This is a genomic window from Rhodococcus sp. MS16, from assembly GCF_013277795.1.
Taxonomy (GTDB): Bacteria; Actinomycetota; Actinomycetes; order Mycobacteriales; family Mycobacteriaceae; genus Rhodococcus_F; species Rhodococcus_F globerula.
The window spans coordinates 377,520-403,682 of the sequence record NZ_VBTM01000011.1; the positions used below are offsets into that span (position 1 = coordinate 377,520).

Below are 26,163 nucleotides of genomic sequence, written 5' to 3' on the forward strand. Positions count from 1 at the left end.
GCAAAATATGAGTTGGATTTATGTGACTGCAGTCACTTCACTGGGTGTATGCCCAATTCTCCCGCCACTTCCACCGTCGACTTGTTCGCCGACGACGTCCTGACCGATCCCTATCCGATTTACACCGAACTCCGCGAACTCGGCGCAGTGGTGCATCTGACCACCAATGACGTCTACGCCCTGACGCGCTACGACGCGATCCGCGACGCGTTGGCTGATCCCGGCACGTTCTCGTCCCGCAGCATCGGATTCAACCCGATGGTCAACGAGGCATTACAAGGCACGTCGCTGGCGTCGGATCCACCTGTTCACACCGAACTACGGGCGACACTGACGGAGAACCTCTCCCCACGGGCGTTGCGCGGGCTCGCGGGCCAGATCCAGACCAAGGCCGATGTTCTGGTCGCGGACCTGGTTACCCAGGGATCGTTCGACGCCATCGATGCGCTGGCACGCGCATTTCCCCTCGAGATCGTCGCTGACCTGATCGGCTTCACCGGCTCGGTGCGCAACGACATGCTGCGCTGGGGACAAGCCGCGATGGAGGTTATCGGCCCGATGAACCAACGAACTGCCGAGAACTTCCCCATTGCCGGAGAGCTCTACGGCTGGTGCGCACAAGTCCGCGCCGAGGATCTGGCACCGGAGTCGGTGGGCCGCGGCATATTCGATGCCGAGGCCAGGGGAGCGATCCCGCCCGATACGGCAGGCAAGATCATCCACCAGTATCTGGGCGCGGGAGTCGATACGACGATCGCCGCGATCGGCAACATCGTCGCACTGTTCTCGGCATTTCCGGACCAATTCGATCTAGTCCACCAAAATCCCGAGCTGGCACCGGCAGCATTCAACGAGACGCTCCGCTTCTGGGCGCCGGTGCATGCATGGGGGCGCTTTGTCACCAAGGATGTAGAGATCGACGGAACGCTGGTCCCGGCCGGATCCCAGGTTGCGATTCTCTTCGGCGCGGGCAATCGCGACTCACGGCATTACGAGAATCCCGACGCCTTTTCGGTCGAACGGAATCCGGTGGACCATCTCTCCTTCGGTTACGGCTCGCACGGCTGCGCCGGGCAAGGGCTGGCTCGTCTGGAAGGCCAGGCTGTCATCAAGGCACTGGCCAAGCACGCTCGACGGATTGTGGCTGCCGATCCGATTCTGTTGCCCAGCAACATCACTCGCTCTATCAATCAACTCGACGTCCTGAAAGTGATCCCCGCATGAGAATCGTGCTCGATCGGCCCCGTTGCGAAGGCCATGGTCTATGCGAAAGTGTTGCCCCCGCGTTGATGCACCTCGACGACGAGGGCGAACTGGTCCTCGACCTCGAAGAGTTCGCCGAGGGAAGCCGCGAGCTCGCCGACGCCGGCGCAGCTGTCCGGGTCTGCCCCGTCGCCGCGCTCAAACTGGCATGAACGGCGCTGACGCAAGTCGACGAATTCTGGTGGTCGGCAATGGAATTGCAGGCCAGACAGCCTGCGACAGCCTTCGGGCCGCTGGTTTCGACGGCAGCCTGACCATCGTGGGGGACGAACCCTGGACGGCATATTCACGGCCGGCACTCTCCAAGGCACTCCTGGTCGACGGCGGCTCCCCCGAACTGGCTTCGCCGATGCACGAGGCCACCGAGCTGCTCGGGGTGGCGGCAGTCGGTCTCGACGTCGAATCACGCCGGGTGCACCTCGACGACGGTACAAATTTGCCGTACGACGGACTGGTCATCGCGTCCGGTTCACGGGCTCGCCGGCTGGGAGGCGTGGAGAGTGCGGAGCTGACGCTGCGCACGCTCGACGATGCCTGGGTTCTGCGCGAACGACTGGCCGCCCAGCCGTCCGTCGTAGTCGTCGGGGCCGGCCCGCTGGGCATGGAGATCGCATCAGCGGCCATTGCCGCGCGTTGCCAGGTCACAGTGGTGGCCGACGGCAGGCCGATGCTCTCGCATCTGGGTCCACACCTGTCTGAAGCGTTCACCGCGACCGCGGTGGCGCAGGGACTGACCATCGTCGACGGGTCGGCCGCTCGCATCGACGGCCCTCGCGGAGTGATCCTGCGAGACGGAACGCGGATCGAGGCCGAGCTGATCGTCACTGCGATCGGCGACATACCCAACACGGAATGGTTGGCTACCAGCGGACTCGCAGACGGCCGTCTCGAAGCAGATTCACGAGGACGGATTCGGCCGAACATCGTGGCAGCCGGGGACGTCGCGGCCATCCCCACGCGTCAAGGAATACGACGGATTCCGTTGTGGAGCAGCGCAATAGAACAGGCAAAAGTTGCCGCCGTCGCACTCTTGAGCGGCGATGACGCGCCGGAGCTCGACCTCGATCCGTACTTCTGGACCGAGCAGTTCGGGTTGAACCTCAAGGCCACCGGTCACCTGCCGGTGGTGGGCGAACCCAAGTTCCTCGTCGGCGAGCGCCCAGAAGGACCGTCGGTGATGCGCTGGACTCACGACGACGGCCGCGGTGTCGCCGTCGCGGTCAACCACCGCATCGCGATCCCGAGACTGCGACGCATGGCCTCGACCGCCGGATGACACAGGCCGCGTAACTTCGTGTGGATGAACCAACCCCGGAACCACGAGGGCGATCTCGGCCTGGAGCGCCTCGGCGGGGTCAACCTCAACCTGCTGGTACCGCTGCTTGCGCTGCTCGAAGAGGGTTCGGTCACGCGAGCCGCCGCAAGGGTTGGCATGACCCAACCCGCGATGAGTCACGCCCTGGGCAGGATGCGCCGGATGATCGGGGACGATCTGGTCGTGCGGCAGGGGAGCGGACTGGTGCTCACTCCGCGCGCGCTGGAGCTGATCGATCCATTGCGTGAAGTGCTACGCCAGACTGCCCGAGTGGTGAACTTCCCGGGCTTCGACCCTGCTCACGACAGCCGCACCATCACAGTTGCGATGACTACCAGCACCGCTTTCGTGGTCGGGGCGGAGTTGGCGAGACTGATCGCCGAGCGGGCCCCGAATGCGACGCTGCGCATCCGCAATTTTGTCGCGCCACAGGCTGCCGACTTCACCGACAACGGCGTGGACGTCGTACTTCTGTCAGAAGCCTTTCATTCGCCGTACCCGCGCGAGCGTCTGTACGAGAACCGGTGGGTGGTGATCGCCCACCGAGACAGCCACCCCGAGGCATCTGCACTGGAACTGCTGACGTCGTTGCCTCATGTCACCTACGACTCCCGTCACCGCGTGCCGCCGTACGCCTCGATGGACGCGCACGGAGTGGACTACCGCATCGGGACGTTGATCTCCGATCACCTGCTCATCCCGCACCTGGTGGCAACGGCCGGTGGAGTTGCCTTGCACACCTATCGCGTCGCGGTCGCGATGGCGGAGCGGGTTGACCTGCGGATCGAGGAGTTCCCGCTACCGGTCGCACCGCTCGTCGTCGACATGGTGTGGAACCCACGCCTGGCCGATGCCGAGTTCAAATCCTGGTTGCGGGGGATTCTCGTCGAAGTAGCCGCGCCCAGCTAGCACCCTTTTCCTCGATTTCACACCCCTTTCAGCGCGCTGGAAGGGGTGTGAACTTTGCCGAAAACATGCTCGCTCTGTCCACCATTACCCGCGATACAGAATTCGCTTGACAGAGAGTAAACCGATGTGACACCTTGCTCACTCAGTGCGTGACACGTATCACAAGCGCGCTCGGACTGCCGATCGGGCGGTTCGGAATCCTCGAGCAAGGAGCTCACAGAAATGAGTAACCCGACTGCGCGGCCATCGCGCTACGTAGCGACTCTCGTAGCCGCATGCCTGGCCGTCATGGTGGCCCAGGTGGCGTACTCGCTGCCCGGCGCCCTGAACGGAACCTTCCAGCAGGACTTCAACATCTCCGGCGCAGAACTCACGTGGATCAGCGCCGCTTTTGCCACGACGATGGTGGTGTTCGAACTGACCTTCGGCGTGCTCGGCGACATGTTCGGCCGCAAACGACTGCTACTCGGCGGAGCGCTGCTGATCGTCGTCGGCGCAGCCCTGTGTGCAAGTGCGCAGGAAGTTCACCTGATGTGGATCGGCCAGGCCATCGCGGGCATCGGCGCCGGCGCGCTCTACCCGATCTCGCTGGCGATGATCGCCGCTGCAGCGCCCGACGCCCAGGCCCGCGCCAGGGCGATCGCACTGTGGGCGGGCTTCCTGTCCCTCGGTGCCGCACTCTCACCGATGATGGCCGCCGTGCTCACCGAATTCGGCAGCTGGCGTTGGGCTTTCGGTGCAGTGATCGCCGCAGCACTGATCTCGTTTGTCGTTTCACTGGGCGCGCAGGACTCGTCGTCGCCGGAGGGCCGCAAGCTCGACCTGCCCGGCCAGGCAACGTTGGCGGTCGGCCTGATCGCCCTCCTCTGGGCACTGACGCAGGGATCCGAGATCGGTTGGGGCAACACCACGATCGTCGTCGGCTTTGTCATCGGCGTCGTATCCCTGGCCGCGTTTGTCGTCATCGAATTGCGCACCGAAGTGCCACTGCTGCACCTGAATCTGTTTGCCAACCGGGTCTTCGCGATCTCGGGTATCACCGCCGTCGTCGGCATGTTCGCGTTCCTGGGCCTCTGCTTCTCGATGAGCATTTGGCTCGGTGCGGTTCAGCATGTCTCACCGCTCAAAATCGGCGTGTTGTTCCTGGTCATCCAGGGTCCCGCGTTCCTGCTGGTGCCGCTCGTATCCCGCCTGATCCACAGCGTTTCACCGCGTTGGGTGCTGACGTCGGGCTTTGCACTGATCGCGATCGCCGGCTTCATCTGCTCGCAGTTCGACGTCCAGACCTCGACGTGGACGGACTTCATCGTGCCGATGCTGCTGCTCGGCGTCGGGTTCGCCTTCACGGTCGCGTCGATCACCGCGGTGGCCATCAACACCGTGCCGTTGCGCTTGGCCGGCATGGCCAGTGCCACGACAAACCTGTTGCGTGACTTCGGCTTTGCGCTCGGACCCGTTCTCGTCGCCGCTATTGCGAACAGTGTCGCCAACAACGAAGTCAGGGACGGCCTCGGCGCGGCTGTCGGTGAATCCGATCTCGGTCAGGCTCATGCAGGCGCTGTCATGGGGATCGGCGAGCAGGGCGGCGCGATGGCGCTCAACTCGATGCCGGTCATTCCGGTGCCAACCGATCCGAGCCTGGCACCCGGACCTGACAATCCAATGCTCGCAATGCCTTCCCCGATCAGCGATCTGGCGTTCTCGTCGCTCGGTAGCGGTTACAGCCTGGCGTTCCTGGTGTGTGCGCTGTGCGCTGCCGCGTCCGGTGTCCTGACCCTGTTCGGACTCTTCGGAAGCCGCCCGGAGTCCGAAGCCGCAGTCGATCTGGGCACCGACGTACTGCATGAGATCGCCAATGTGGCCGACGACGTCAACGTCCGATAAGGCCGGTGAACCTCAGTTGTCCGCTGCGAGCAGGTAGCACCAGGATTCGGTGATTTCGTCGAGGCAGATCTCGCGCGGGGTCCGCCAGCCGATGGAGAAGTAGCGCCGCGAGAGGTGCTCGAGCTGACCGAAAGCCAGCACGCAGCGGATCCGGCGCCGGTCGGCCGGCAGACGCTTTGCCGTGTCCAGCCCCGCGGTCATGTCCTCGACGGCGGACTCGAACCACTGCTCGGTCTTGGCCTCGACGTCCGGCTCGTATGACGCCTCGTAGGACGCGGTGAGGTAGGGCTTGATCTCGTCCCATTGGGAGAACTTGCGGTCGAGCCACGCGTGGATCTCGCCTCGCGAGCCGGAGGCAACCACCGCGGTCAGTGTGGGGTTGTCGGCCGCGGTAAGGATCGCGTCGACCTTGGTCAGCAGCGCACTCATCACGTCGGCCTTGGACGAGAAGTGCAGGTAAAAGGTAGTCCGGGTCGAACCTGCGGCCGACGCGATGTCGTCGATCGTGGTCGCGGAGTAACCCTTCTCTCCGAACAATTCCAGCGCCTTGGCAAGGAAGAGCTCGTAGGTCATCTGTTTTTGAGCGGCGCGAAGCGACATGGCCACAGATTCTAGCCGCAGCAAAGCCACAAATCAGTGCGACAAGTCAGATGTCTGTTAACCAACTCACTTGACGCTTTGTAATGTTAATGGCTACTGTGATCGCTACCACGTCATGCAGGCATGACGATGACGAAAGGAAATGCCGATGAAGGTCGACCAGATCGCTGAAGGCAACACCGTCAACACCGTTCTCGGCCCCGTTCCCGCCGACCAGTTGGGTGTTGTCGCGGTCCACGAAGCACTGCTGTCAGTGCTTCCGGGTGCGGAATACGCATTCGACATCACGCTGGACCGCGCCGACATCTTCGAGACCCTGGCGGACAAACTGAAGGATTTCCGAGAACACGGCGGAGCGACGATCGTCGACGCCACCGGCATGTTCCACGGTCGCGACGTCAAACTGTACGAGGCTCTCTCACGCACCACCGGCGTGCACATCGTCACGTCGACCGGCCTCGGCCCGGAGGAGATGCTCGGCGGTTATTTCCTTACGCCGCAGACCAATCCGCCGACGCCCTGGCCGGCGGAGAAGTTCGCCGAGCTCTTCACTCAGGAAATCACCGATGGCATGGTGATTCCGCGCGTAGAGCGTCGCGGCATCCCCGGATTGGTGGCTACCGCCGCGAATCACGAGGGAATGACCGCCACCGAGGAAAGCCTGTTCCGCGGAGCGGCCCGCGCCGCGCTCGCCACCGGCGCCCCTGTCTCCATTCGCTACGGCAACGATGCGGTTGCCGACCTCGAGATCCTCGCGGACGAGAAGCTGCCGGCAGAGCGCGTCATCGTCGGCGGACTCGACCGCAAGGATGCCGTCGCCGCCGGCGCCCCGGCCGAAATCGCCCGCCGCGGCGCCTATGTCGCACTGGACCACGTAGGCACAGCAGATGACGTCCACATCACCGACGCCGAGCGTGCCGTTTTGGTTGGCGAGCTGGTCAAGGCCGGCTACGGAAACCGGATTCTGCTCTCCAGCAACGCAACCGGCGTCGCCAAGGGTCATCCCGGGAACGATCTGCCGTTCAGCTACATCCTGTCGACGTTTGTCCCCGCCCTCACAGCGCAGGGGCTGAGCGAGCTGGATGTGCAACGCATCCTCGTCGACAACCCGCGCGACTTGCTCAGTGCGTCAGGGGCTACGTCGACGCGAGCCGTGGGCTGACCCCACCGCGACAACGGATAACCATCCAATTTTCGAATCTTCTTAGAGGTGAGTGTTGTGTCGAGAGTGAACACCGTTCTGGGGTCGATCCCCGCCGAGGAACTCGGGATCGTGGCCATCCACGAGCACATCGGGTACGGCATGCCGGGCTCGGAGCTGGACACGAAGTGGTGGAAGACCCCCGAGGAGCGGTACTCCGAGACCGTCCCCAAGCTTCGGAAATTCCACGAGTACGGCGGCGGAACCTTCGTCGACGTCACCGGAATCTGCAACGGCCGTGACGTCGACTACTACAAGTCACTGTCCGCCAAGACCGGCGTCCACATCATCGCGTGCACCGGCTTTGTCGGCGGCGACACCGCACTTCCGTTCTTCGAACGAGCAAGCGTCGAGTACCTCACCAGTCAGTTCGTTCACGAGATCACCGTCGGTATCGGCAATACCGGCAGCAAGGCCGGTGTCATCAAGGTCGGCGTAAGCCGCGGTGGCCGGATGACGGATCTGGACAAGCGCATCTACCGCGCGGCCGCTCGCGCTGCGCTGAGCACCGGCGTGCCGATCCTGACGCACCTGGCTATCGACGCCGAGAACGCAATCAAAATCTTCAACGACGAGGGCTTGCCGCTGGATCGGGTGCTGTTCGGGCACGTCGACGACGGTGTGAACGCCGACAAGACGCGTGACACCTGGATTGCCGAACAGGGTGGACGCGTCGGCTTCGACACGTTCGGCTACGAGACCGAACTCCCGGACCCCCCGTTTTGGGCGCGCCCCCGCAAGGAGCGTCTTGACCACTTCCTGCGCTTCCTCGGCAAAGGCCACTTGGATCAGGCACTCGCGGGCGTCGACGCCAACTGCAGCCCGCTCGGATGGCCCGGCGTCAAGGGCCACACCCTGAACTACCTCTTCGAAGACCTCATTCCCGACCTGCGCGAAGCCGGGTTGGACGAAGCCACCATCACCAAGTTGTTCGTCGAGAACCCGGCCGACTTCTTGACCATCCAGAACTGACAAGGACAAGAACAATGCAGTCTTCAGAGCTCGAGAACCTGAAAATCGCCATCGTCGGCGCGGGATACGCCGGTGCTGCGGCAGCCAAGGCCCTGAGCCTGCTCGGCGCCGATGTCAACGTGTACGAGCAAGCTAGCCAGATCCGGGAGGTCGGCGCCGGCATCGGTCTGCGTCCGTCCACCATGGATCGCTTCCGCCAGTGGGGCATCTTCGACGCCGTCGCGCAGGTCAGCTCACCGAGTGACTACTTCGAAATCCTCACGGGCACAAATGATCCGATCATGAAGGAGGAGTGGCCCGCTGTCCCCGGCGACACCGAGGGCACCAAGACTCACCTGATCCACCGCGGCGACTTCATCGACGCTCTACTCGGCGTACTCCCCGAAGGCATGGTGCATCTCGGCCACAAACTCGAGACCCTCGAGGACAAGGGCGATCGCTCCGTCCTCACCTTCACCAACGGCACCACGGTCGAAGCCGATCTGGTCATCGGCGCCGACGGCATCAAGTCGGTTGTGCGTCAACAGCTTTTCAGCGACAAGGGCCCCGTGTTCTCCGGTGAGCACGCGTACCGCACGGTCATCTCGGTTGACGACGCCTACGGGATGGCGACGGACGACAACCTCCGCATGTACATCGGACGGGGCACGAAGGTCTACCTGCTGCCACTGCGCCACCGCGGCCAGGTCTCCTTCGACATCACGGCGCTGTGCCCGGACAGCACGTGGGCGCCGACGATCACCAAGGAAGACATCCTGGCGACACTCGAAGGTTTCGACGAGCGGATCGTGAACATCGCTCGCGACCTCGACATGGACACGGTGAGCATTCGCGCGGTCTACGACATCGACCCGGTTGACGTGTGGCACACCGACTCTGTTGCCCTCGTGGGCGACGCTGCCCACTCGATGCTGCATCACCAGGGCCAGGGCGCGAACTCGGCGATCCTGGACGCCGGCGGTCTCGCCGACGCTCTGAAGGAAGCAGATTCCGTCAAGGAAGCACTGGCGTTGTACCAGGCAAACCGCAAGCCGGTGACGGACGAGCTGCAGCGCATCTCGCGTCAGGGCTGGACCGAAGACGAAGTCAACGACGTGTTCCCCGGCCAGAAGACGGCAGCTCAGCCGGCTGCGACCAAGTAAGGAAGCCACGACATGCCCTTGCATCCCCAGATCGCTGAGCTCATCGCCACCCTGCCGGCCCCGCCCGAGGGACCGCTCGACCCGGCGCTCATGCGCGCCGGCGATGAGACGCACGTAGCTCCGCTGAAAGAACGTCTGCCACTGCACGCTGTCGAGGACACGACCGCGGGCGATGTGCCCGTCCGGATCTACACACCGGTCGACGCCGACGCGTACGGACTGTTGGTGTACTTCCACGGCGGCGCGTTCTTCCTCGGAAGCCTGAACACGCATGACCACGTTGCGCGCAACCTCGCGAAGGAGACCGGACTCAAGGTCATCTCCGTCGACTACCGTCTCGCTCCCGAGGCGGCCTTCCCGGCCGGGCTCGAGGATTGCCACGCGGTAGTGCGCTGGGCAGCGGAGAACGGCGAGGCTCTGAAGTGGGACGGGAAGACTCTCGCACTGGCCGGCGACAGTTCTGGTGGCACTTTTGTTGCCGCCGTCGCCGCACTGGCACACGACGAGGGATTCGACCGCATCACGCACCAGGTACTGCTCTACCCCTCGCTGGATCTGGACTTCGACGTCGATCGCTACGAATCCCTGCGGGAGAACGCCGAAGGGTACGGCGTGGAGACGGCAGGACTGAAGGGCTTCAACAGTTTCTACTTCGAGAGCGGTGCGGACGCGGCGAACCCGCTCGTCTCACCGATCAAGCGTGAGGATCTTTCCGGGCTACCCCCGGCACTGATCGTCACGGCCGAGTACGACCCGATGCGTGATGAGGGCGAGTTGTACGGCCAGCGCCTGAAGGAAGCCGGAGTCGAGGTGACGGTGAGCCGTTATGCCGGTGCCAACCACGGGTTCGCGCAGAACTTCTCCTGGATCCCGGAGTACCACAAGGTGTTCGGGGAGACTGCCGCCTTCATTCGTTCCACCGGTGAGTGACATGACAGACGACGTGAAGATTCATCCGCTCGTCTCGCCGTGGGGCCGATTCGGCCTCTACAGCTTCCTGATCGACGCCCCCGAACTCGCAATCGTCGACACCGGGATCGCGTCGTCGCCGGCGCAGGGAATGGCCCCGGCACTCGAGGCAATCGGACGCCGAATCGAGGATGTTCGCTGGATCCTGCTGACTCACGGCCACATTGACCACATCGGTGGCGCTCACGCTCTGTGGGAACTCACGGGCAGGCGTGCGCAGGTTGTGATCCACGAGGCCGACGCACACCTGTTGCGCTCGCGGCAGGCGCACGTCGACGAGTATCTGACGGGGCGTGGGCGATACCTCGACGACCCGCAGGGTGTGGAGAAGCAGATAGCGTCGACGAAAGCAGTCATCTCCGGCGAGATGGAGCCGTCCATCCTGGTTCGAGGCGGCGAAACCCTCTCCCTCGGTGGCGGTGTCACCGTATCGGTGCATTCCATCCCCGGCCACACGGCCGGATCTGTTGCCTACGTGGTTGACGGCCAGAACGATGTGTTCGTCGGCGACGCCGTGCAGGTCCACGGAGCGGCCAACGGCTTCCCCGGCTACGAAGATCCTCTCGCGTACCGGTCGAGTCTTCAGTACCTGCGTGACGAGATCCGCCCGAACCACCTGTATCTGGGGCATCCGTACCGCCGGGCCGACGGCGTCGCCTACGGCGTCGAACTCGACCGCGACCAGGCGTCGGAGGCACTGCGCGAGAGTGTCGACATCGAGGTCGGCGTCCGCGGCGCAGCGCACCAGTGCCTGTGCGGCGGTCTGCCGGAGACGGACTCGGCGTACTCACCGTTTGCACCTGTCGCCGACAAACTCGGCTACGAGGGCGACCCGACCCTCGAACCGTCCCCGTTCTTCACGACGATGCACGGCTACCGCACTCAGTACGACGAAGAAGAATAGGAGTCGTTGACCCATGGCCGAATTCGAAACATTCAACGCAGGTGGACAGGCAATCCACATCCGCAAAGATCTCCGGATCCCGATGCGCGACGGGATCGAGTTGGCGGCAGACGCCTACGAGGGCGTCGACGGAAAACCGCGGCCGGCACTCGTTGCACTGAGCCCATACGGCAAAGAGCTGCAGGCGCTTGCCCTGACCACGCCGCCGCAACGACGCCCCAGCCCGATGTGGGACGGCTGCATCGAAGCCGGCGACATCGCGCGCATCGTCAGCGAGGACTACGTTCACGTCATCGGTGACCTGCGCGGCTCCGGTGCGTCCGAAGGCGAGCACATCGGCAACTACAACGCCGGTGGCGTCTCGCTCGGACAGGATGCCTACGACTTCATCGAATGGGTTGCGGCACAGCCGTGGTGCGACGGAAACGTCGGCATGGTCGGCATCTCGTACTTCGGCTCCATGCAGGTGCTGGCCGCCACCGAGCGTCCGCCGCATCTGAAGGCGATCTTCGTGAGCGGCGGCCACTACGACTTCTACGAGACCACCTACCACGGTGGCATCATGTGGTTCATGCCGCGCGCCGCCCGTGAAGGTCGCGGCGGCGACTCCGGCTGGGCATTCACCGACAACGTCAAGTCCCGCATGCTCGAGACGTACAGCCCCGAAGAGGTCAAGAAACGCGTCGCCGAGCGCCTGCAGGATCCCGACGTCGCCGCCTGGCCGAATCTGGTTCACGTGCTGAACTATCCGAAGAACCACGAAGCCTGGTTCGACATCGTGATGAACGAGTTGGACGGCGACTGGTACGAGGAGCGCAACCCGATCACCCTGGCCCCCAACATCGATATCCCGGTTTACCTGCAGATCGACCAGGGCCGCGGCTGGACGATGGACGGCACGATCGAGCTCTTCGACGCGTTGAAGGGTCCCAAGAAGCTGGATATCGGCCCATACCCGCCGATGCAGTCGCGCCCCTTCATCGAAGAGCACGACAAGATGTTCCGCTGGTACGACTACTGGATCAAGGGCATCGACAACGGTGTCATGGACGAGCCAGCCGTGAGCGTCTTCGTCGAAGGCTCACGCGAGGTGGCCACCGGAAACCAGTGGCCACCAAAGGATATCGAGTACAAGTCGCTGTACCTGCGCCCGCGTCACAAACTCGCTACCGAACCGGAGCCGATGGGCGCCGAGTACGCCGCCCCTGACGGCTTCTACCAGGCCCCACTCACCGTGACCGACAAGGTCGAGATCCTGGCCTGGAGCACACCGGTTTTCGAGGAGTCCACGGAGATGATCGGCACCGGAGCCGCGCACATCTTTGCGGAGATCGACCAGATCGATTCGAATTTCATTCTGCGCCTGTGGGATTACGCCCCGAACGGTAAGCGTCAGCTGATCACCTCCGGCTATCTGAAGGCCTCGCACCGCGAGTTGGACGAGCGAACCACCGAGGGCAACCCGCACCACCCACACACCCGTGCGGTGCCGGTCGAGCCGGGCAAGATCGAGGAGTACGTGCTGCGCCTCTATCCGTTCGCGAATACCTTCAAGCCGGGCCACAAGCTCACAGTGGAGTTGTCCAACGCAGAACCGTTGGCAGACGAGCACAACGCGCTACTCCCGCCGGACGCGTTCCACCTGCCCGTCGGTCGTCCCGTCACTCATAAGATCTACCGCGACGCGGCGCATCGCTCACGGCTCGTGCTTCCGTTCACGACCACGACTAGTTAGCCGCGCACGGCCAGCGCGATTGGCCAGCGCAGATTGGCCGAGTGAGCACCCTTTTCATCAAGCTCGCACCCCTTCCAGGGCTCTGGAAGGGGTGCGAGCTTTGCAGAAGGGGTGCTCACTTCAGCAGGCTGTGACGGCTGCATGATCCGACCACGCACTAGTAACAGAGCAGGCGCTCTGTTACTGTGCGTTCATGCCTCGGCCACGCGTCCACGATCTCGACACACTGCTCGATGCTGCCGAAAATCTCGCCGCCACTGCCGGGCCGGCCGCAGTCACGGTCAGAGCCGTATCCGATACAACCGGCGTTTCCAACGGCGCGATCTATCACGCATTCGGTTCTCGCAGTGGCCTGGTCGGTAGCGCGTGGCTACGCGCCGCACAGCGATTTCTCGCACTCCAGCAGTCGAGAGTGGATGACACCCTGCGTAATCCCTCACCGTCCGCCGCAGTCGACGCAGTGGTCGCCGCCGCGGAAGTGCCGGCGATCTTCGCGCTGGATTACCCACATTCCGCACTCCTTCTGTTGACGATCAGGCGCGACGAACTACTCGGCACCGACGTCCCTGCCGATATCGCAGAGCAACTCACACAACTCGACCGGGCGCTCGTCGAGTTGTTCATCCGGTTGTCGACGGCACTCTGGGGCCGTAAAGACGGAAGAGCAGTCGAAGCAATCGAAGCCTGTGTTGTCGGCCTACCTACCGGACTGCTCATCCACCCGGCCAAACGCGCCGACGGTTGGCGAGTACCCGATACAGCAGCACGCGCGCGGTTGGATGCTGCTGTTCGAGCCGTTCTGCGTCTCGACCCACCACTCCCCAAGTCCCGCAACACGAAAGGTCAATCATGACCCCTACGCTCGGCTTCGAAAACAAGATCGCCGTCCTCGACCTCGGCGACGACGAAAATCGCTTCTCCCCGGATTGGCTCGACTCCGTCGACAAGCTGCTCGACCAGGCTCTGGGCGAAGGCGCACACGCCCTGGTCACCACGGCAACGGGTAAGTTCTATTCGAACGGACTCGATCTCGACTGGCTTGGCGCACACACTGACAAGGCAAATTGGTATGTGCAGCAGGTGCAATCATTGTTCGCGCGGATGCTGACGTTCCCGATGCCGACCGTCGCCGCAGTCAACGGTCATGCCTTCGGAGCGGGCGCAATGCTCGGGGTCGCGCACGACTACCGCGTCATGCGCGACGATCGAGGCTATTACTGCTTCCCGGAAGTTGACATCAACATCCCTTTTACCGAAGGAATGGCAGCGCTCATTCAGGCCAAACTCAGTCCTGCATCGGCCGTCGTCGCCATGACCACCGGGCGGCGGTACGGCGGAAGCGACGCGCTTGCTGCAGGTCTGGTGGACGCCACGGCTTCCGCCGAAGCGCTGACCACCAAGGCAATCGACATCGTCGCACCGATCGGCCCGAAGAATCCGGGCACACTTGGCTCCATCAAATCGACGATGTTCGCTTCAGTGGTCACCGCTCTGCACACTGAGCGCCCGTAACGACGGATAATGCTCTCGCAGAGACGCTTCCACGTCATCGGCAACACTTTCGGGGTCTCGACCTTCGGTGCTGAGAACCAGGTCAACTCCGATCAACGACGGCATCGAACCGGCCAGGAGTCGTGACGCTTCCACCAGCTGCTCCAACCCTGCCCAGTTGGCCGGTTCACGCTCGATGATCCTGTTGCGCAACGTATCCGTATCGGCCTCTAGCCGTACCAGCAGGTGCCCGTCAGCCGCGGTCGCGGCCAGCAGAGCACGCCCATAGTCGTCGTCTTCGACGGTAGCGGTGAGGAACAGGAGTTCGTAACCCACCTCACGGTACGACGTGCACAGCATCTCGACGTGCGCGATGGCTCGCTCGGTTCCCAGTGGCGGGTAACACCGCTCCAGTTCGTCAACCTCGATCATCGCGTTTCTCACGCCGGCCTCGCCGAGTCGATCGTGAAGCGCGGTCGAGACGGAACTCTTCCCCGCGCCCGGCGGGCCTGTCAGCAGCAGTACATACACGTCCTCCACTATTCCAGAGCCTTGTGCCCGGACTGAGCGACGAGAAAGCTGGAGATCACGGAATTACAGCCCTGATCGGAGCACAGCGATGAGCACAACGATCACCGAGATCGCCCCGGATATCTACCGACTCTCGACCTTCGTTCCGGAAGCGAACCTCGCGATGAACCAATTTCTTGTCGACGGTGAAGAACCACTGCTCTTCCACACCGGGCAGAGAGCGCTGTTCACATCGTCGTCCGACGCACTGTCGCGTCTCCTCGACCCAGCCCGGCTGAAATGGATCACGTTCGGTCATGTCGAAGCCGACGAGTGTGGGGCGATGAATTCGTGGCTCGCCGCAGCCCCCGGCGCGCAGGTCGCGCATTGCGCAATGGGGTGCTTCGTCCAGGTCAACGATCTAGCCGACCGAATGCCAGTTCCGTTGCAGGACGGCGATGTTCTCGAAACAGGCCGCCGACGCGTACGCCATATCGACACCCCACACGTCCCGCACGGCTGGGACGCAGGTCTGATGTTCGAGGAGACAACGTCGACGTTGTTCTGTGGCGACCTGTTCACCGCGTTCGGACCCCCGCCCGCAACAACCGAACAGGAAATCGTCGGCCCCGCCCTTGCGGCCGAAGATCTAGGGCATGCAACAGCCCTGACGCCGGCGCTCGCACCCACCATCCGCGCCCTCGCCGACCTCGAACCACGAATTCTTGCCACCATGCACGCACCGACCTTCTACGGCGACTGCGTCGGCGCCCTCCACGATCTGGCGACGGCCTACAAAGAACGATTCGACAACGAAACCGAAAAATTTTCTCGGATGGACTAAGCGCCTCGCTGAAGTTGTCGGCCCCAACCGCTACTCTCACGCCAAGGGCTTGACGGCAGGGGTTCACAAAACGTCGACAAGCCCCTTGACCGGTAAGAACCCCACCCGTGAAGGAGCGTCGATGTCGGAGCACACTTTCGATCTCGAGATCACTGCCGCATGGACTGCATTCGGGGCTCGTGTGTCTCGATACATCGCGGCAATGCAGGACAACGACACCCTGGTCGTGGAGTCGCAGCACGACTCGCAAGACAACCTCGACTACGCCCCCGCCTGCATCCAGTTCTTCGCGTGGGACCAGACCCGCGTCAGGTGCGAGGTACCGTCCAATCAGTTCCTGCACCCCTTGCGGATGCTTGAACCCGAGGATCACGAGTCGCTGATCGGCTGGGGATTCAATCGCCCCGACCAATGCGAGCACGACGCCACCGGCAACGGCTCCATGTCCTTCTACATCGACGTCGATCGTTCCCGGCCCGACGGCGTGGTCGCCCAAGCACTGCGGGTGCTCGGCGACATGTGGAGCATCGCGCACCCAAGTTTTCTCCGTGTACAGGTGAGCGGCCGCGAAGACATTCCAGCCTTCGACAGCGGTCAGAATCAGGCCAGCGAATACGATTCGTTGAACGAGTTGGTCGACAACGCCCTTGGCCGGCTTCTCGACTACACCCCCGAGCGTGACGACGACGGCGACATCCCGCTCGTTCGCGGCGAGCAGATCACGTATGTCCGCGTGCTCGAAGACGACCAGTACGTAGAAGTGTTTTCGCGGGTTGTTCACTCGATACCCGACACAAACCATGCCGCTCTTGTTCTGTCCCAGCTCAATCGACAGTGGCCCACCATCAAGCTCATCCTGGTGGAACAAAGCGTCCTCGGCGTCGCCAGGGTCGATGCTGCTCCGTTTGCACCCGATCATCTACTGCGAACGATCCGATCCTTTGCCGAACTGGCCGACGCATCGGAAGAGCTCGCCGAAGAGCTTGGCGGGCAACCTATTCGAGCAGGCGGGGAGTTCGCCGCCACCGATGGATCGGACAGCGACGGACTCAGCGCGGTTTTTGACGGATCGGCCGTCGAATGGCACGAGTGCTTCGAGTTTCCGCCCGCACTCATGTCCATCCTCGAACTCGACGCCGACCAAAGCGGGGGACTCACCGCCGACGACGTCGCAGAAATCTGCGGACGCGACCGCGACACCATCCTCGAGTATCTGCGCATCAGTCAGGAACAGGAAGCCGAGTGGCATAACGCCCTGACAAACGCTGTCGCAGTCGGCGGCGAAGATATCGAACTGTGCACCGGCGAGAAACTCGCGTGGACTCAGACGATTGCCCACCTACGCCAAGCACTGCGCGTTGTCGTTCTTCCGCGAAAAGGTAGCGGCACGCAGTAACTCAGACGGAATCACTTGATGACCGAACCAGCGTCAACCGGCAATTGAACCCCGGTGACGTAGCGTGCGGCATCACTGACCAACCACAGAATGGCGTTGCTGACGTCGCTTGATTCGACCCACCGGACAGGGAGCGCATTCGAACTTCGGAACGCGTCACTGACATCATCGAGAGTGATCTCGGATGGCTTCTTGTCCGGGCGGAAAAGCGCGTACGTGTATTCGTTGTGAATCATGTCGGTGTTGACGCCCGTCGGGTGTACCGAATTGACCCTGATCATGTGCGGCGCAAGCTCGTTCGCCAGCGACTTCATCAGGCCAACCACGCCGTGCTTGGCAGCGGCATAGTGTGCCAGGTTTCCCAGGCCCTTGATCCCGGCAGTGGAACTGGTGAGGACGATCGCGCCACCGTCGCCGTGTGCCTCGAGATGCGGCAGCGCGGCCCTCACTGTCTTGAACACACCGGTGAGGTTGATCGCGATCATGTCGTCCCACATGTCGTCGGTGAGGTTCTCGGCCGGAGCGAAACTCGCGATGCCCGCGTTTGCGAGCACGATGTCGAGGCGTCCGAGTTGCGAAACGCCCTCGTCGACTGCGGCTCTCAAGCCGGCTGAATCACGAACATCGGTGTGGGTGGCAATAATTCGACGACCCAGTGCTTCGACCTGCCGAACCGTCTCGTTCAAATCTTCGGCAGTGGCCAGGGGATATCCCACTGATCCCACCTGATCGCACAGGTCGATCGCGATGATATCCGCGCCCTCCTGCGCCAATGTTGTTGCATGAGAGCGTCCCTGACCCCGCGCGGCACCGGTGATGAAGGCAACTTTGCCGTCCAGCTGACCCATTCGACTGCTCCTTCGACCGTGCGACGACGCCCGAGTGCATTCTGCAACTCGCGCATCACGTTACGTCACCGCCTGTCGCCAGGTAGGCGATCTGCGAAGATCGCCGCTCTGCAAAAGGTCAGCCGGGCAACGGAATGACGATGCCGGGAAGGATCTCGATCGAACGGGGCCGCTGCGGGATCTGCGGAATCTCCACCGGCGGCAACCCCGGAATATTCAGCGTGGTGGAAGGCGGGGTAGCCGCCCCAGTGCTGCGGTCGTTCGGCGACGTCGCACCGGAGTTGGCGGGAACACCGGCCTGTCCACCGATCGGATCCGGCCACGGGAAGGTCTCGACGTCGGACCCCTTGAGAGCGCCGTCCATGGTGCTCTTCCAAATATCGGCCGGAAGCCCCGAACCGTAGATCAAGCCGCCGTTGTAGTTGGTGATGGCTTGGGCATCGGAAGTGCCGATCCACACCGCCGTGGACAAGGACGGTGTGTAACCGACCATCCAGGCGTCCTTGTTCTGACCGGTGTCACCGAGCTGAGCGGTTCCGGTCTTCGAAGCAACGGCGCGACCACCGGCCAGCGCGTGTCCATTGGAGTACGACGCGATCGGCAGCATCGCCTGCGTGACGTTTTCGGCGACGGCAGCGTCGAGTCGACGCTCACCGGGGGAGACCGGACGATCGAGTAGAACTTCACCTTCGGCCGTCACCACCTTCTGGATGAAGTGCGGCTGCTGGTAGACCCCGGAGTTGGCAAGAGTTGCATAAGCGGACGCCATGTCGATGACGCGGGACTGATACTGCCCGAGCACAATTCCGTTCTCCGGCGGGTCACCCTCCTGGGTCAGGGTGGGGTAGTCGAGCCCAGGAATTCGCTCGGGGATACCGGCCAGGTGAGCCGCGTCGGCGATCTTCTGCGGACCGTTCTCCATCGACAGCATCAGGCGGTAGAAGCTGGTGTTGAGCGAACGCTTCAGCGCTTCCGCGATGGTGCAGGTTCCGCAGGATTCACCGCCGACGTTTCCGATGGTCACACCATTGATCGTGAGCGGCGAACTGTCGAAGCGGGCCGAGAGCGGGATGTCTTCCATCAACGCGGCCACCAGTCCGAAGACCTTGAACGCCGAACCCGTCTGCAACGGCGCCTGGGCGTAGTCGAAACCAGCGCCGTCCGTGCCGCCGTAGTAGGCGGAAACTCCACCGGTCCGTGGGTTGATGGATACCGCCGCGGTGCGCAGTTCCTCCGGTTCTCCGTCGAGGTTCTTGCTCACCGCGTTGAGCGCGGCTTCCTGCGCCTGAGGATCGATAGTGGTCGTGATCTGTAGGCCTGCCGTGTTCAGCGTCTCGTCACTGATACCGGCTTCGGCAAGTTCCTTGAGGACCTGCGTCTTGATGTGGCCTTCCGGGCCGGGAGCCTGATTCAGATCAGTGGGGCGGTTGGCCGCGGCGACAACGGGAAACGTCATCGCGTCACGATCCGCCTTGGCGAGTGTCCCCAAGTCGGCCATTCCGTTGAGCACGTAGTTCCATCGCGCTTCGAGCGCGGGGAGATTGGTCTCCGGATCGAGGAAGGAGGGACTCTGGATCACGGAAGCGAGAACAGCGCCTTCGCCGACGGTCAGGTCGCTGACCGGCTTGTCGAAGTACGCATTCGACGCCGCTGCGATGCCGTACGCACCGCGTCCGAAGTAGATGGTGTTCAGGTACGCCGCAAGGATGTCGTCCTTGGACCACTCGCGCGCCATCTTGGCGGAGATGACAAGCTCACGCATCTTTCTGTCGATACTGCGCTTGTCGCCGACCAACACGTTCTTCACGTATTGCTGGGTGATGGTGGATCCACCGCCGGCGCTTTCCTTGCCCATGATGTTGTCGCGGGCCGCGCGCGCGAATCCCGAAATCGAGAAGCCAGGGTTGGTGTAGAAATTGCGGTCCTCGGCGGAGAGGACGGCGTCGCGAACATGAATCGGAATGGCCGACAACGCAACTTCGGTGCGGTTGCCCTCCGGGGGGACCACCTTCCCGAGCACGGTGGTGCCGTCGGCCATGTAGATGGTGGAGACCTGCTTGGTCTGCATGTCAGCGGGACGAGGAACCTCCGTGCGACTGTAGGCAACGGCAAACACCGACGCGGGCACGATGATCATGAGCAGTACGAGCACGTAGATCGTCCGCCGGACGAACCGCCACTTGGAGCGCTTCTTCTTGGCCGGTTTCCCCGGGTTGCCGGAGCGACGCGAAGTCGATGCAGCACCACCTGCCGCATTCGATCTGTTCGATGGACTCACTTACACACTCCCGGTCGGGGACATGACCTCACAGCATCATTGCACCAGGGTGTTGTCTCGATCAGATAACTCCCGGCAACTGCGATACCGAAACGTCACACTACCGGGAGCTCTACTGCCGACGCTCCGCGCGAACCGCTTTCCGGTATCCGCGGTACGCAAAGCCCAGCGCAATGACGCAACCGAGCAGCACCAGCGACGGCGTCACCCCTGGGTCACCTTTGACGATTGAGACCACAGCGCTGATCAACGCCATGAGAGCAAACACCGAGATGAAGCCGGCGATGAGCTCCATTCGCTGGGCGCGCGAAGCCCGTCTCATATGCACCACGCGCGCGAAGCCCGCCTCATATGCACCACGCGCGCGAAGCTCGCATCACGACTTGACGCCGCCTGCGGTCAGGCCTGCGATGATCCGTCGCTGGAAGATCAGCACCATGATCACGAGGGGGATCATCACGAGGGTGCCACCAGCCATGATGGAGGTGTACGGCGTGACAAAGGGATCGGTGCCGGAGAATTTGGCCATCGCCACGGTGACGGGCGCTGTTTTGTCGCTCGAGAGCTGCAGTGCCAGCAGGTACTCGTTGACCGTCGCGATGAACGCGAGGATCGCGGTGGTGAACAGTGCCGGCGCGGCGAGCGGCAGCATGATCAGCCGGAAAGCCTGGCCGCGGGTGGCACCGTCGATGCGTGCGGCTTCTTCGAGTTCCCAGGGGAGTTCGGAGAAGAAGGAGGTCAGCGTGTACACCGTGAGCGGTAGGACAAACGAGATGTTGGGAATGATCAGCGCTTTGTAGCTGCCGATCCACCCGAGGTCAGTGAACATCTGGAACAACGGCGTCACGAGTGCGACGACGGGAAACATGGACGCGCCGAGGATGATTCCGGTGACGAAGTATTTGCCACGGAAGTCGAACCGTGAGAGTGCGTACGCCGTGAAGACACCGACGACCAGAGCGACAAGAGTGGTAGCGCCGGCGATGATGAGGCTGTTCATCAGAGCGCGGGTGAAGTTCACCTTGGCGTCTGGATCGAGCGCTGCCGTGAAGTTGGAGAATGTGAGGTTCTCGGGCCACAGTGAGGTCGAGAAGGTCTCAGACGGGTCACGCAGAGCCGTCACGATCATCCAGTAGCAAGGAGCCAGTCCCCACACGATGATCAGGACGACGCCGATGTAGGTGCCGATCTTGCCGCGTAGTGCCTTGTTCATACCGGCTCCCCTTTCCGCTGCTTTTCCTGCGTGCTGACCGCGTTGGCTCCGAGGAATCGGACCAGGATGAAGGCCACAGCGAAGATGATGAGGAACGTGATGGTGGACAGTGCCGATGCCGAATTGGCGCCGACGCGCATCTGATCGACCACCAGGACCGAGATGGTGGACGTGGCGGGATTGGATCCCATCATGATTGCGGGCAGGTCGTACATGCGCAGGGCGTCCATGGTGCGGAAGAGCACGGCCACCATGAGTGCGGGCTTGACCAACGGCAACGTGATCATGCGGAAGCGCTGCCACGCCGTTGCGCCGTCGACCTTGGCTGCTTCGTAGACGTCTGCGGGAATCATCTGCAGACCCGCGAGGATGAGCAGAGCCATGAACGGCGCTGTTTTCCAGACGTCGGCGACGACGATCGCGAATCGAGCCGGCCACGGATCGGCCGTCCACAGGATGTTGGTGCCGAGAATCTTGTTGGCGATGCCGTCGTTGGCAAAGATGAAGAACCACAACTTCGCGGTGACAGCGGTGGGGATGGCCCACGGAATCAGGACCGAGGCGCGCAGCAGACCGCGTCCACGGAAAGTCTTGGCCATGATCAACGCCATCGAGAGGCCGATCAGCGTCTCGAGCAGAACCGTCACGATCGTGAAACCGAAGGTATTGCCGATCGACTGCCAGAACTGCGAGCCGAGCGTGCCGGGAGGACACGGAATCGCGCCGTTCGCAGTGTTGCAGGACTGGGTGATCCAGTTCTTGTAGTTGTCGAACCACGTGAACTGACCGGTGACGAACATGCCGGTCTCTGGATCGAGTTTCTTGCCGTCGCTGTGCATCGACATCCAGATCGCGCGCCCGAGGGGGTACACGATGATGACTGCGAGCACGATCAACGACGGTGCGACAAACGCCCACGGCGGGACGCGTCGACGCTTTTTCGGCTTGTCGGCCGACGGTGGCGCGGGCATATCCGGCGGGGGCGGAGGTGTATCTGCAGAGTCAGGCAGAACCTTGGTCAGGGACATCCCTGTGCCCTCGGATACCGACGGCTCTTCGAGAGGTTCCGGCGCTCGGTGTCTCCCACCAACGCCCGAACGGTCGGGACCGGTTGACCCGGCCCCGACCGTGGGGTTGGCAGGCACAGCCGCGGAAGGATCCTGCGGTTCTGCCATTGCTTATTGCTCCTGGTAGATCAGTTACCGGCGGTTTCGATGCCGGCCTTGGTGTCCGCCAAAGCCTGCTCGACGGTCTTCTCGCCGCGAATAGCAGCGTAGGTGTTGTCGGAAATCGACTTCGACACCTGCGTGTAGTACGGCGTGACGGGACGCGGCTGCGCGGTGGCAAGCGCTTCCTTCAGTGTCGCGAAGTACGGGAACTCTGCAAGTACTGCCGGGTCGTCGTAGACAGCCGAGAGGACGGGTGCGCCGCCGACCGCGGTGAAGTACGTCTGCGACTTCTTGGTCTGCATGAACTCGAGGAAGTCGCGTGCCGTGGCGGGAGCGTCCGAGAAGGCACTGATGCCGACGTTGTAGCCGCCGACCGTCGACGCGCCCGGTCCGTCGACACCCGGAAGGACGGTGTAGCCGTACTTGCCGGCGACCGACGTCTCTTCACCGTCGACCGAGAAGCCGGACCAGCTACGCATGAACAGGGCCTTGCCTTCACCGAAGGCGCTCTGCGACTCACCCTCGGAGTACGTCAGCGCTTCCTGCGGGATCGTGTTGTCGGCGAAGGAATCGACGATGAACTGCACGCCTTCCTTCGTCTTGTCGTCGATCGCCGGGGTGATGCCGTCAGCTGCGACCCACGGTCCGTCGTAGGCATTGGTGATCTCGGTGGTGTTGACCGTCAGGCCTTCGTAGTTCTTGAACTGACCGACGTAGCAGGAGATGCCGGCTTCGACAGCCTTCGGGCAGTTTTCCTTGAGCTCGGCCCACGTGGTGGGAGCCTTCTCGACGAGGTCCTTGCGGTAGTACAGGAACGCGGCGTTGGTGTTCTTGGGCGCTGCGTAGAGCTTGCCGTTGTACGTGCCCGACGCGACCGTGGACTCGAGGAGGCCCGACGTGTCGATCTTCAGGTCACCCTCGAGCGGAGCCAGCCAGCCGTTGGCAGCAAACTGCGCGGTGTTGACGACGTCGACGCCGATGAGGTCGTACTCGTCGCTCTTGGCCTGCATGCGCTGGGTGATGTCGTCGACCTGCGCGTTGGCTTCCTTCGCCAGTGGCTTCAGGGTGACCTTCTCGTCCGGATGCTCGGCATTCCAGTCGGAGATGATGTTTTCGAGCGCCTCATTCAGGGCATCCTGGCCCTCGACGATCGTGATGGGGCCGCGGCCTTCGCTGGAGGACGATCCCCCGGATGCGGCTGTGGTGGTGGTGTCGCCGCCGTTGTCCGAATCGGACGAACAACCGGCCAGTACCAGCATCGACACTGCCGACGCTGCAATTGCAGCCCGACGCATCGCCTTCGAGTTCAGAACCATGGATTCGCTCCCCGCTTGTATACGACAAAAGACATCCCGGTCGCCGACGTCACGGCATGCGCCATGAGTGCCGGCTCCCGGCATCGGCCCCTACTGTGGCACGAGACACCCCTACTTGTTGGTATTACGGCGAACCTGAATCGTTCATGTGTCGGATTAGAACGTCGAATCAGCCGAGGCGACGGCCGTCGCTGGATGCAAAAATGTGCACCTTGCCCGGGTCGACGCGAAGATTCACGCGATCACCCTTCTGCGGCGGATTACGCCAGTCACCTCGCGCCACGATCTGTTGTGGGCTGCCACCGATAGTCGTGCGGCCGTAGACGTAGGCGTCGGACCCGAGTTCTTCGACGACGTCGACGTCCATCGGAATTCCCGCAGCGGCAATCTCGAGGTGTTCCGGACGAATTCCGAGCACAACTTCGGTCTCGGGTGTTCCGTTCAATGTTTCACGGGAAACAGGAACAACCACGTCACCGAACGCCACACCGCCGTCGGTGAGCGGAAGGGTGAAGAGATTCATCGCGGGCGAGCCCATGAAACCGGCAACAAACACGTTCTTCGGCCGGTTGTAGAGCCCCCGCGGCGACGCACACTGCTGCAGGATTCCCTTGTCGAGGACGGCGACGCGGTCACCCATGGTCATGGCCTCCACCTGATCGTGCGTCACGTAGACCATCGTGGTCGCGAGGCGTCGCTGCAATTGCGCGATCTGCGTACGCGTCTGCACCCGCAGTTTTGCGTCGAGGTTGGAGAGCGGCTCGTCCATCAGAAACACCTGCGGTTGGCGGACGATGGCGCGGCCCATCGCAACTCGCTGACGCTGACCACCGGACAGCGCTTTCGGCTTGCGATCCAGGTACGGCTCCAGGTCGAGCATCTTGGCAACTTCCTCGACGCGAGCCCGGGTTTCCGTCTTGTTGGTACCCGCCAACTTGAGCGCAAATCCCATGTTCTCGGCGACCGTCATGTGCGGGTACAGGGCGTAGTTCTGGAACACCATCGCGATGTCGCGTTCCTTGGGTTCCTGACCCGTGACGTCGCGGTCACCGATGAGAATGCGGCCACTGTGGACCTCCTCGAGACCCGCCAACATGCGGAGCGTCGTCGACTTTCCACAACCGGACGGTCCGACGAGAACAAGGAACTCGCCGTCCTCGATCTGGAGGTCGAGCTTGTCGACTGCGGGGGAATTCGATCCGGGAAACAGGCAGGTAGTTCCCTCGAATGTCACTGAAGCCATGACGGGTTGATCCCTTCTACCGGCAGGAACGTGCCGGACGATCCAAGTTGAGGGTGAGTGTGTGCCCCAGCAGCATAAGCGCCGCTGTCGGTATCCGGGAGTACCCTTCTGCGGTGAGTTCGGAGAAGATGTTGACCCGCATCGGTGCTCTGCTGCGCCAGGCAGAATCCACCGATAATCCCCACGAAGGTGAAGCCTTCATGGCGGCCGCACAGCGGTTGGCCACCAACTCGGCCATCGACCTGGCGGTGGCCCGTGCACACACGGCGTCGTCCGAAAAACGGGCGACGCCCACCCAACGGCTCATCACGATCGGTGAGCCCGGCAAGCGTGGCTTGCGCACCTACGCTCAGCTGTTCATCGCCATCGCTGCCGCCAACGACGTGCAGTGCGACATCGCGCAGACGTCTGCCGTCATCTTCGCGTACGGATTTGCCGGCGACATCGACGTGTGTGAGGCCCTGTACTCGAGCCTTCTGTTCCAGATGGTGCGAGATTCCGACGCGTATGTGCGCTCCGGTGCGTACCGCGGTGAAACGTCCGTGCGGACGGTCGTCGAAACTCGCGGACGACGACGCGTCAGCACGCAGGTCCGCAAGCCTGTTGCCGGTGTGACCGCACGGCTCAACTTCCAGATGGCCTATGCGGCGCGCATCGGCGCCCGGTTGGCGGAAACGAAGAAGGAGACGGAAACAGTGTCGACTGCGTCATCCTCGGAAACCGCACTGGTGTTGCGTAACAAGGAAATCGAACTCAAGGACTACTATTCGTCCAATTCCAAGGCACGCGGTACATGGCAGGGCGGCGGCCGGGCAAGTGCCGGGCATTCGTCGCATGCACGTCAGGCAGGGGACAAGGCGGCCAGATCAGCACGGCTGGGAAACCTCCCGGAGATCGGTGGCGTCAAGGGGCAGATCGGACGGGGCGAGCGAAGCGACGGGGGTAGGTGAGCGGTGAGAGA

25 protein-coding genes are annotated in these 26,163 nt (G+C 62.9%); 16 read left to right on the plus strand and 9 right to left on the minus strand.

Translation table 11 applies throughout. The features are described from left to right. Window positions 1–48: 48 nt before the first annotated feature. The 5 genes from FEZ60_RS24360 (at window position 49) to FEZ60_RS24380 (ending at window position 5,371) form a co-directional block, all read left to right on the plus strand. Window positions 49–1,224, plus strand: coding sequence for a cytochrome P450 (locus FEZ60_RS24360; protein WP_172937198.1), 1,176 nt, complete (start codon window positions 49–51; stop codon window positions 1,222–1,224). Then, entirely contained in the window at window positions 1,221–1,415 is a 195-nt protein-coding gene (locus FEZ60_RS24365) for a ferredoxin (RefSeq protein WP_172937199.1), read from the plus strand. The genes FEZ60_RS24360 and FEZ60_RS24365 overlap by 4 nt, the downstream gene beginning before the upstream one ends. After that, a complete protein-coding gene (locus FEZ60_RS24370; RefSeq protein ID WP_172937200.1) occupies window positions 1,412–2,539 on the plus strand; it encodes an NAD(P)/FAD-dependent oxidoreductase in 1,128 nt (375 codons plus the stop codon). The genes FEZ60_RS24365 and FEZ60_RS24370 overlap by 4 nt, the downstream gene beginning before the upstream one ends. Window positions 2,540–2,563: 24 nt before the next feature. Next, entirely contained in the window at window positions 2,564–3,487 is a 924-nt protein-coding gene (locus FEZ60_RS24375) for a LysR family transcriptional regulator (RefSeq protein WP_172937201.1), read from the plus strand. Window positions 3,488–3,709: 222 nt separating this feature from the next. Next, window positions 3,710–5,371 (plus strand): MFS transporter, encoded by a 1,662-nt coding sequence (locus FEZ60_RS24380; protein ID WP_172937202.1) that lies wholly within the window; start codon window positions 3,710–3,712, stop codon window positions 5,369–5,371. Between the two features lie 12 nt (window positions 5,372–5,383). Here the strand turns inward: FEZ60_RS24380 and FEZ60_RS24385 are convergent, their stop codons facing one another. After that, entirely contained in the window at window positions 5,384–5,971 is a 588-nt protein-coding gene (locus FEZ60_RS24385) for a TetR/AcrR family transcriptional regulator (RefSeq protein ID WP_045065917.1), read from the minus strand. Window positions 5,972–6,119: 148 nt separating this feature from the next. Here FEZ60_RS24385 and FEZ60_RS24390 point away from each other — a divergent pair, with 148 nt between their 5' ends. The 8 genes from FEZ60_RS24390 (at window position 6,120) to FEZ60_RS24425 (ending at window position 14,406) form a co-directional block, all read left to right on the plus strand. Then, the gene (locus FEZ60_RS24390; RefSeq protein WP_172937203.1) at window positions 6,120–7,133 is read left to right on the plus strand and encodes a phosphotriesterase; all 1,014 of its coding nucleotides are present in this window, start codon (window positions 6,120–6,122) and stop codon (window positions 7,131–7,133) included. Window positions 7,134–7,190: 57 nt separating this feature from the next. After that, window positions 7,191–8,144, plus strand: coding sequence for an aryldialkylphosphatase (locus FEZ60_RS24395; RefSeq protein WP_045066811.1), 954 nt, complete (start codon window positions 7,191–7,193; stop codon window positions 8,142–8,144). A 14-nt stretch (window positions 8,145–8,158) separates the two neighbouring features. Next, a complete protein-coding gene (locus tag FEZ60_RS24400; RefSeq protein ID WP_045065919.1) occupies window positions 8,159–9,286 on the plus strand; it encodes an FAD-dependent monooxygenase in 1,128 nt (375 codons plus the stop codon). A 12-nt stretch (window positions 9,287–9,298) separates the two neighbouring features. Beyond that, window positions 9,299–10,216, plus strand: coding sequence for an alpha/beta hydrolase (locus tag FEZ60_RS24405; protein ID WP_095887497.1), 918 nt, complete (start codon window positions 9,299–9,301; stop codon window positions 10,214–10,216). 1 nt (window position 10,217) lies between these two features. Then, window positions 10,218–11,159, plus strand: a complete 942-nt coding sequence (locus FEZ60_RS24410) for an MBL fold metallo-hydrolase (protein WP_172937204.1) — start codon at window positions 10,218–10,220, stop codon at window positions 11,157–11,159. Between the two features lie 13 nt (window positions 11,160–11,172). Continuing rightward, complete coding sequence (locus FEZ60_RS24415) at window positions 11,173–12,894, plus strand: CocE/NonD family hydrolase (RefSeq protein WP_172937205.1); 1,722 nt, start codon at window positions 11,173–11,175, stop codon at window positions 12,892–12,894. A gap of 193 nt (window positions 12,895–13,087) precedes the next feature. Continuing rightward, complete coding sequence (locus FEZ60_RS24420) at window positions 13,088–13,747, plus strand: TetR/AcrR family transcriptional regulator (protein WP_045065926.1); 660 nt, start codon at window positions 13,088–13,090, stop codon at window positions 13,745–13,747. Beyond that, a complete protein-coding gene (locus tag FEZ60_RS24425) occupies window positions 13,744–14,406 on the plus strand; it encodes an enoyl-CoA hydratase-related protein (RefSeq protein ID WP_045065928.1) in 663 nt (220 codons plus the stop codon). Before FEZ60_RS24420 ends, FEZ60_RS24425 begins: the two co-directional genes overlap by 4 nt. Here FEZ60_RS24425 and FEZ60_RS24430 read toward each other — a convergent pair. After that, window positions 14,371–14,916, minus strand: coding sequence for a hypothetical protein (locus FEZ60_RS24430; RefSeq protein WP_346343404.1), 546 nt, complete (start codon window positions 14,914–14,916; stop codon window positions 14,371–14,373). The two genes, FEZ60_RS24425 and FEZ60_RS24430, sit on opposite strands and share 36 nt — an antisense overlap. An 88-nt stretch (window positions 14,917–15,004) precedes the next feature. Between FEZ60_RS24430 and FEZ60_RS24435 the strand changes: the two genes are divergently transcribed. After that, window positions 15,005–15,739 carry an MBL fold metallo-hydrolase gene (locus FEZ60_RS24435; protein ID WP_033237071.1) on the plus strand — a complete coding sequence of 245 codons (735 nt, stop codon included), beginning with the start codon at window positions 15,005–15,007 and terminating at the stop codon, window positions 15,737–15,739. Window positions 15,740–15,860: 121 nt separating this feature from the next. Continuing rightward, window positions 15,861–17,135 carry a YbjN domain-containing protein gene (locus FEZ60_RS24440; protein WP_033237070.1) on the plus strand — a complete coding sequence of 425 codons (1,275 nt, stop codon included), beginning with the start codon at window positions 15,861–15,863 and terminating at the stop codon, window positions 17,133–17,135. Window positions 17,136–17,146: 11 nt separating this feature from the next. On the opposite strand, the gene FEZ60_RS24445 is transcribed toward FEZ60_RS24440, so the two are convergent. The 7 genes from FEZ60_RS24445 to ugpC all read right to left on the minus strand — a co-directional run bounded on the left by FEZ60_RS24445 (window position 17,147) and on the right by ugpC (window position 25,202). Next, complete coding sequence (locus FEZ60_RS24445) at window positions 17,147–17,983, minus strand: mycofactocin-coupled SDR family oxidoreductase (RefSeq protein ID WP_033237069.1); 837 nt, start codon at window positions 17,981–17,983, stop codon at window positions 17,147–17,149. Between the two features lie 118 nt (window positions 17,984–18,101). Beyond that, window positions 18,102–20,261 carry a transglycosylase domain-containing protein gene (locus FEZ60_RS24450; protein ID WP_033237068.1) on the minus strand — a complete coding sequence of 720 codons (2,160 nt, stop codon included), beginning with the start codon at window positions 20,259–20,261 and terminating at the stop codon, window positions 18,102–18,104. Window positions 20,262–20,373: 112 nt separating this feature from the next. Continuing rightward, the gene (locus tag FEZ60_RS24455) at window positions 20,374–20,583 is read right to left on the minus strand and encodes a hypothetical protein (RefSeq protein ID WP_033237067.1); all 210 of its coding nucleotides are present in this window, start codon (window positions 20,581–20,583) and stop codon (window positions 20,374–20,376) included. Between the two features lie 54 nt (window positions 20,584–20,637). Then, window positions 20,638–21,474 (minus strand): carbohydrate ABC transporter permease, encoded by an 837-nt coding sequence (locus FEZ60_RS24460; protein ID WP_033237066.1) that lies wholly within the window; start codon window positions 21,472–21,474, stop codon window positions 20,638–20,640. Then, window positions 21,471–22,649 carry a sugar ABC transporter permease gene (locus tag FEZ60_RS24465; protein ID WP_033237065.1) on the minus strand — a complete coding sequence of 393 codons (1,179 nt, stop codon included), beginning with the start codon at window positions 22,647–22,649 and terminating at the stop codon, window positions 21,471–21,473. The genes FEZ60_RS24460 and FEZ60_RS24465 overlap by 4 nt, the downstream gene beginning before the upstream one ends. 20 nt (window positions 22,650–22,669) lie before the next feature. Continuing rightward, on the minus strand, window positions 22,670–23,959 hold the full coding sequence (locus FEZ60_RS24470; RefSeq protein ID WP_033237064.1) for an ABC transporter substrate-binding protein: 1,290 nt from the start codon (window positions 23,957–23,959) through the stop codon (window positions 22,670–22,672). A 169-nt stretch (window positions 23,960–24,128) separates the two neighbouring features. Then, a complete protein-coding gene (gene ugpC, locus FEZ60_RS24475; protein ID WP_172937207.1) occupies window positions 24,129–25,202 on the minus strand; it encodes a sn-glycerol-3-phosphate ABC transporter ATP-binding protein UgpC in 1,074 nt (357 codons plus the stop codon). A 113-nt stretch (window positions 25,203–25,315) separates the two neighbouring features. On the opposite strand from ugpC, the gene FEZ60_RS24480 reads away from it, so the two are divergent. Next, complete coding sequence (locus FEZ60_RS24480) at window positions 25,316–26,152, plus strand: DUF2786 domain-containing protein (protein WP_033237062.1); 837 nt, start codon at window positions 25,316–25,318, stop codon at window positions 26,150–26,152. The last annotated feature ends 11 nt before the right edge of the window (window positions 26,153–26,163 follow it).

Excerpts from the sequence above, each read along its gene's own strand:
- FEZ60_RS24380 (WP_172937202.1), top strand. The coding sequence starts at position 3,710 with ATGAGTAACCCGACTGCGCGGCCATCGCGCTACGTAGCGACTCTCGTA.
- FEZ60_RS24405 (WP_095887497.1), top strand. The coding sequence starts at position 9,299 with ATGCCCTTGCATCCCCAGATCGCTGAGCTCATCGCCACCCTGCCGGCC.
- FEZ60_RS24400 (WP_045065919.1), top strand. The coding sequence starts at position 8,159 with ATGCAGTCTTCAGAGCTCGAGAACCTGAAAATCGCCATCGTCGGCGCG.
- FEZ60_RS24410 (WP_172937204.1), top strand. The coding sequence starts at position 10,218 with ATGACAGACGACGTGAAGATTCATCCGCTCGTCTCGCCGTGGGGCCGA.
- FEZ60_RS24435 (WP_033237071.1), top strand. The coding sequence starts at position 15,005 with ATGAGCACAACGATCACCGAGATCGCCCCGGATATCTACCGACTCTCG.
- FEZ60_RS24470 (WP_033237064.1), bottom strand. The coding sequence starts at position 23,959 with ATGGTTCTGAACTCGAAGGCGATGCGTCGGGCTGCAATTGCAGCGTCG.
- FEZ60_RS24455 (WP_033237067.1), bottom strand. The coding sequence starts at position 20,583 with ATGAGACGGGCTTCGCGCGCCCAGCGAATGGAGCTCATCGCCGGCTTC.
- FEZ60_RS24420 (WP_045065926.1), top strand. The coding sequence starts at position 13,088 with ATGCCTCGGCCACGCGTCCACGATCTCGACACACTGCTCGATGCTGCC.
- FEZ60_RS24465 (WP_033237065.1), bottom strand. The coding sequence starts at position 22,649 with ATGGCAGAACCGCAGGATCCTTCCGCGGCTGTGCCTGCCAACCCCACG.
- FEZ60_RS24460 (WP_033237066.1), bottom strand. The coding sequence starts at position 21,474 with ATGAACAAGGCACTACGCGGCAAGATCGGCACCTACATCGGCGTCGTC.
- FEZ60_RS24390 (WP_172937203.1), top strand. The coding sequence starts at position 6,120 with ATGAAGGTCGACCAGATCGCTGAAGGCAACACCGTCAACACCGTTCTC.
- FEZ60_RS24440 (WP_033237070.1), top strand. The coding sequence starts at position 15,861 with ATGTCGGAGCACACTTTCGATCTCGAGATCACTGCCGCATGGACTGCA.
- FEZ60_RS24365 (WP_172937199.1), top strand. The coding sequence starts at position 1,221 with ATGAGAATCGTGCTCGATCGGCCCCGTTGCGAAGGCCATGGTCTATGC.
- FEZ60_RS24375 (WP_172937201.1), top strand. The coding sequence starts at position 2,564 with ATGAACCAACCCCGGAACCACGAGGGCGATCTCGGCCTGGAGCGCCTC.
- ugpC (WP_172937207.1), bottom strand. The coding sequence starts at position 25,202 with ATGGCTTCAGTGACATTCGAGGGAACTACCTGCCTGTTTCCCGGATCG.
- FEZ60_RS24360 (WP_172937198.1), top strand. The coding sequence starts at position 49 with ATGCCCAATTCTCCCGCCACTTCCACCGTCGACTTGTTCGCCGACGAC.
- FEZ60_RS24370 (WP_172937200.1), top strand. The coding sequence starts at position 1,412 with ATGAACGGCGCTGACGCAAGTCGACGAATTCTGGTGGTCGGCAATGGA.
- FEZ60_RS24445 (WP_033237069.1), bottom strand. The coding sequence starts at position 17,983 with ATGGGTCAGCTGGACGGCAAAGTTGCCTTCATCACCGGTGCCGCGCGG.
- FEZ60_RS24415 (WP_172937205.1), top strand. The coding sequence starts at position 11,173 with ATGGCCGAATTCGAAACATTCAACGCAGGTGGACAGGCAATCCACATC.
- FEZ60_RS24385 (WP_045065917.1), bottom strand. The coding sequence starts at position 5,971 with ATGTCGCTTCGCGCCGCTCAAAAACAGATGACCTACGAGCTCTTCCTT.
- FEZ60_RS24425 (WP_045065928.1), top strand. The coding sequence starts at position 13,744 with ATGACCCCTACGCTCGGCTTCGAAAACAAGATCGCCGTCCTCGACCTC.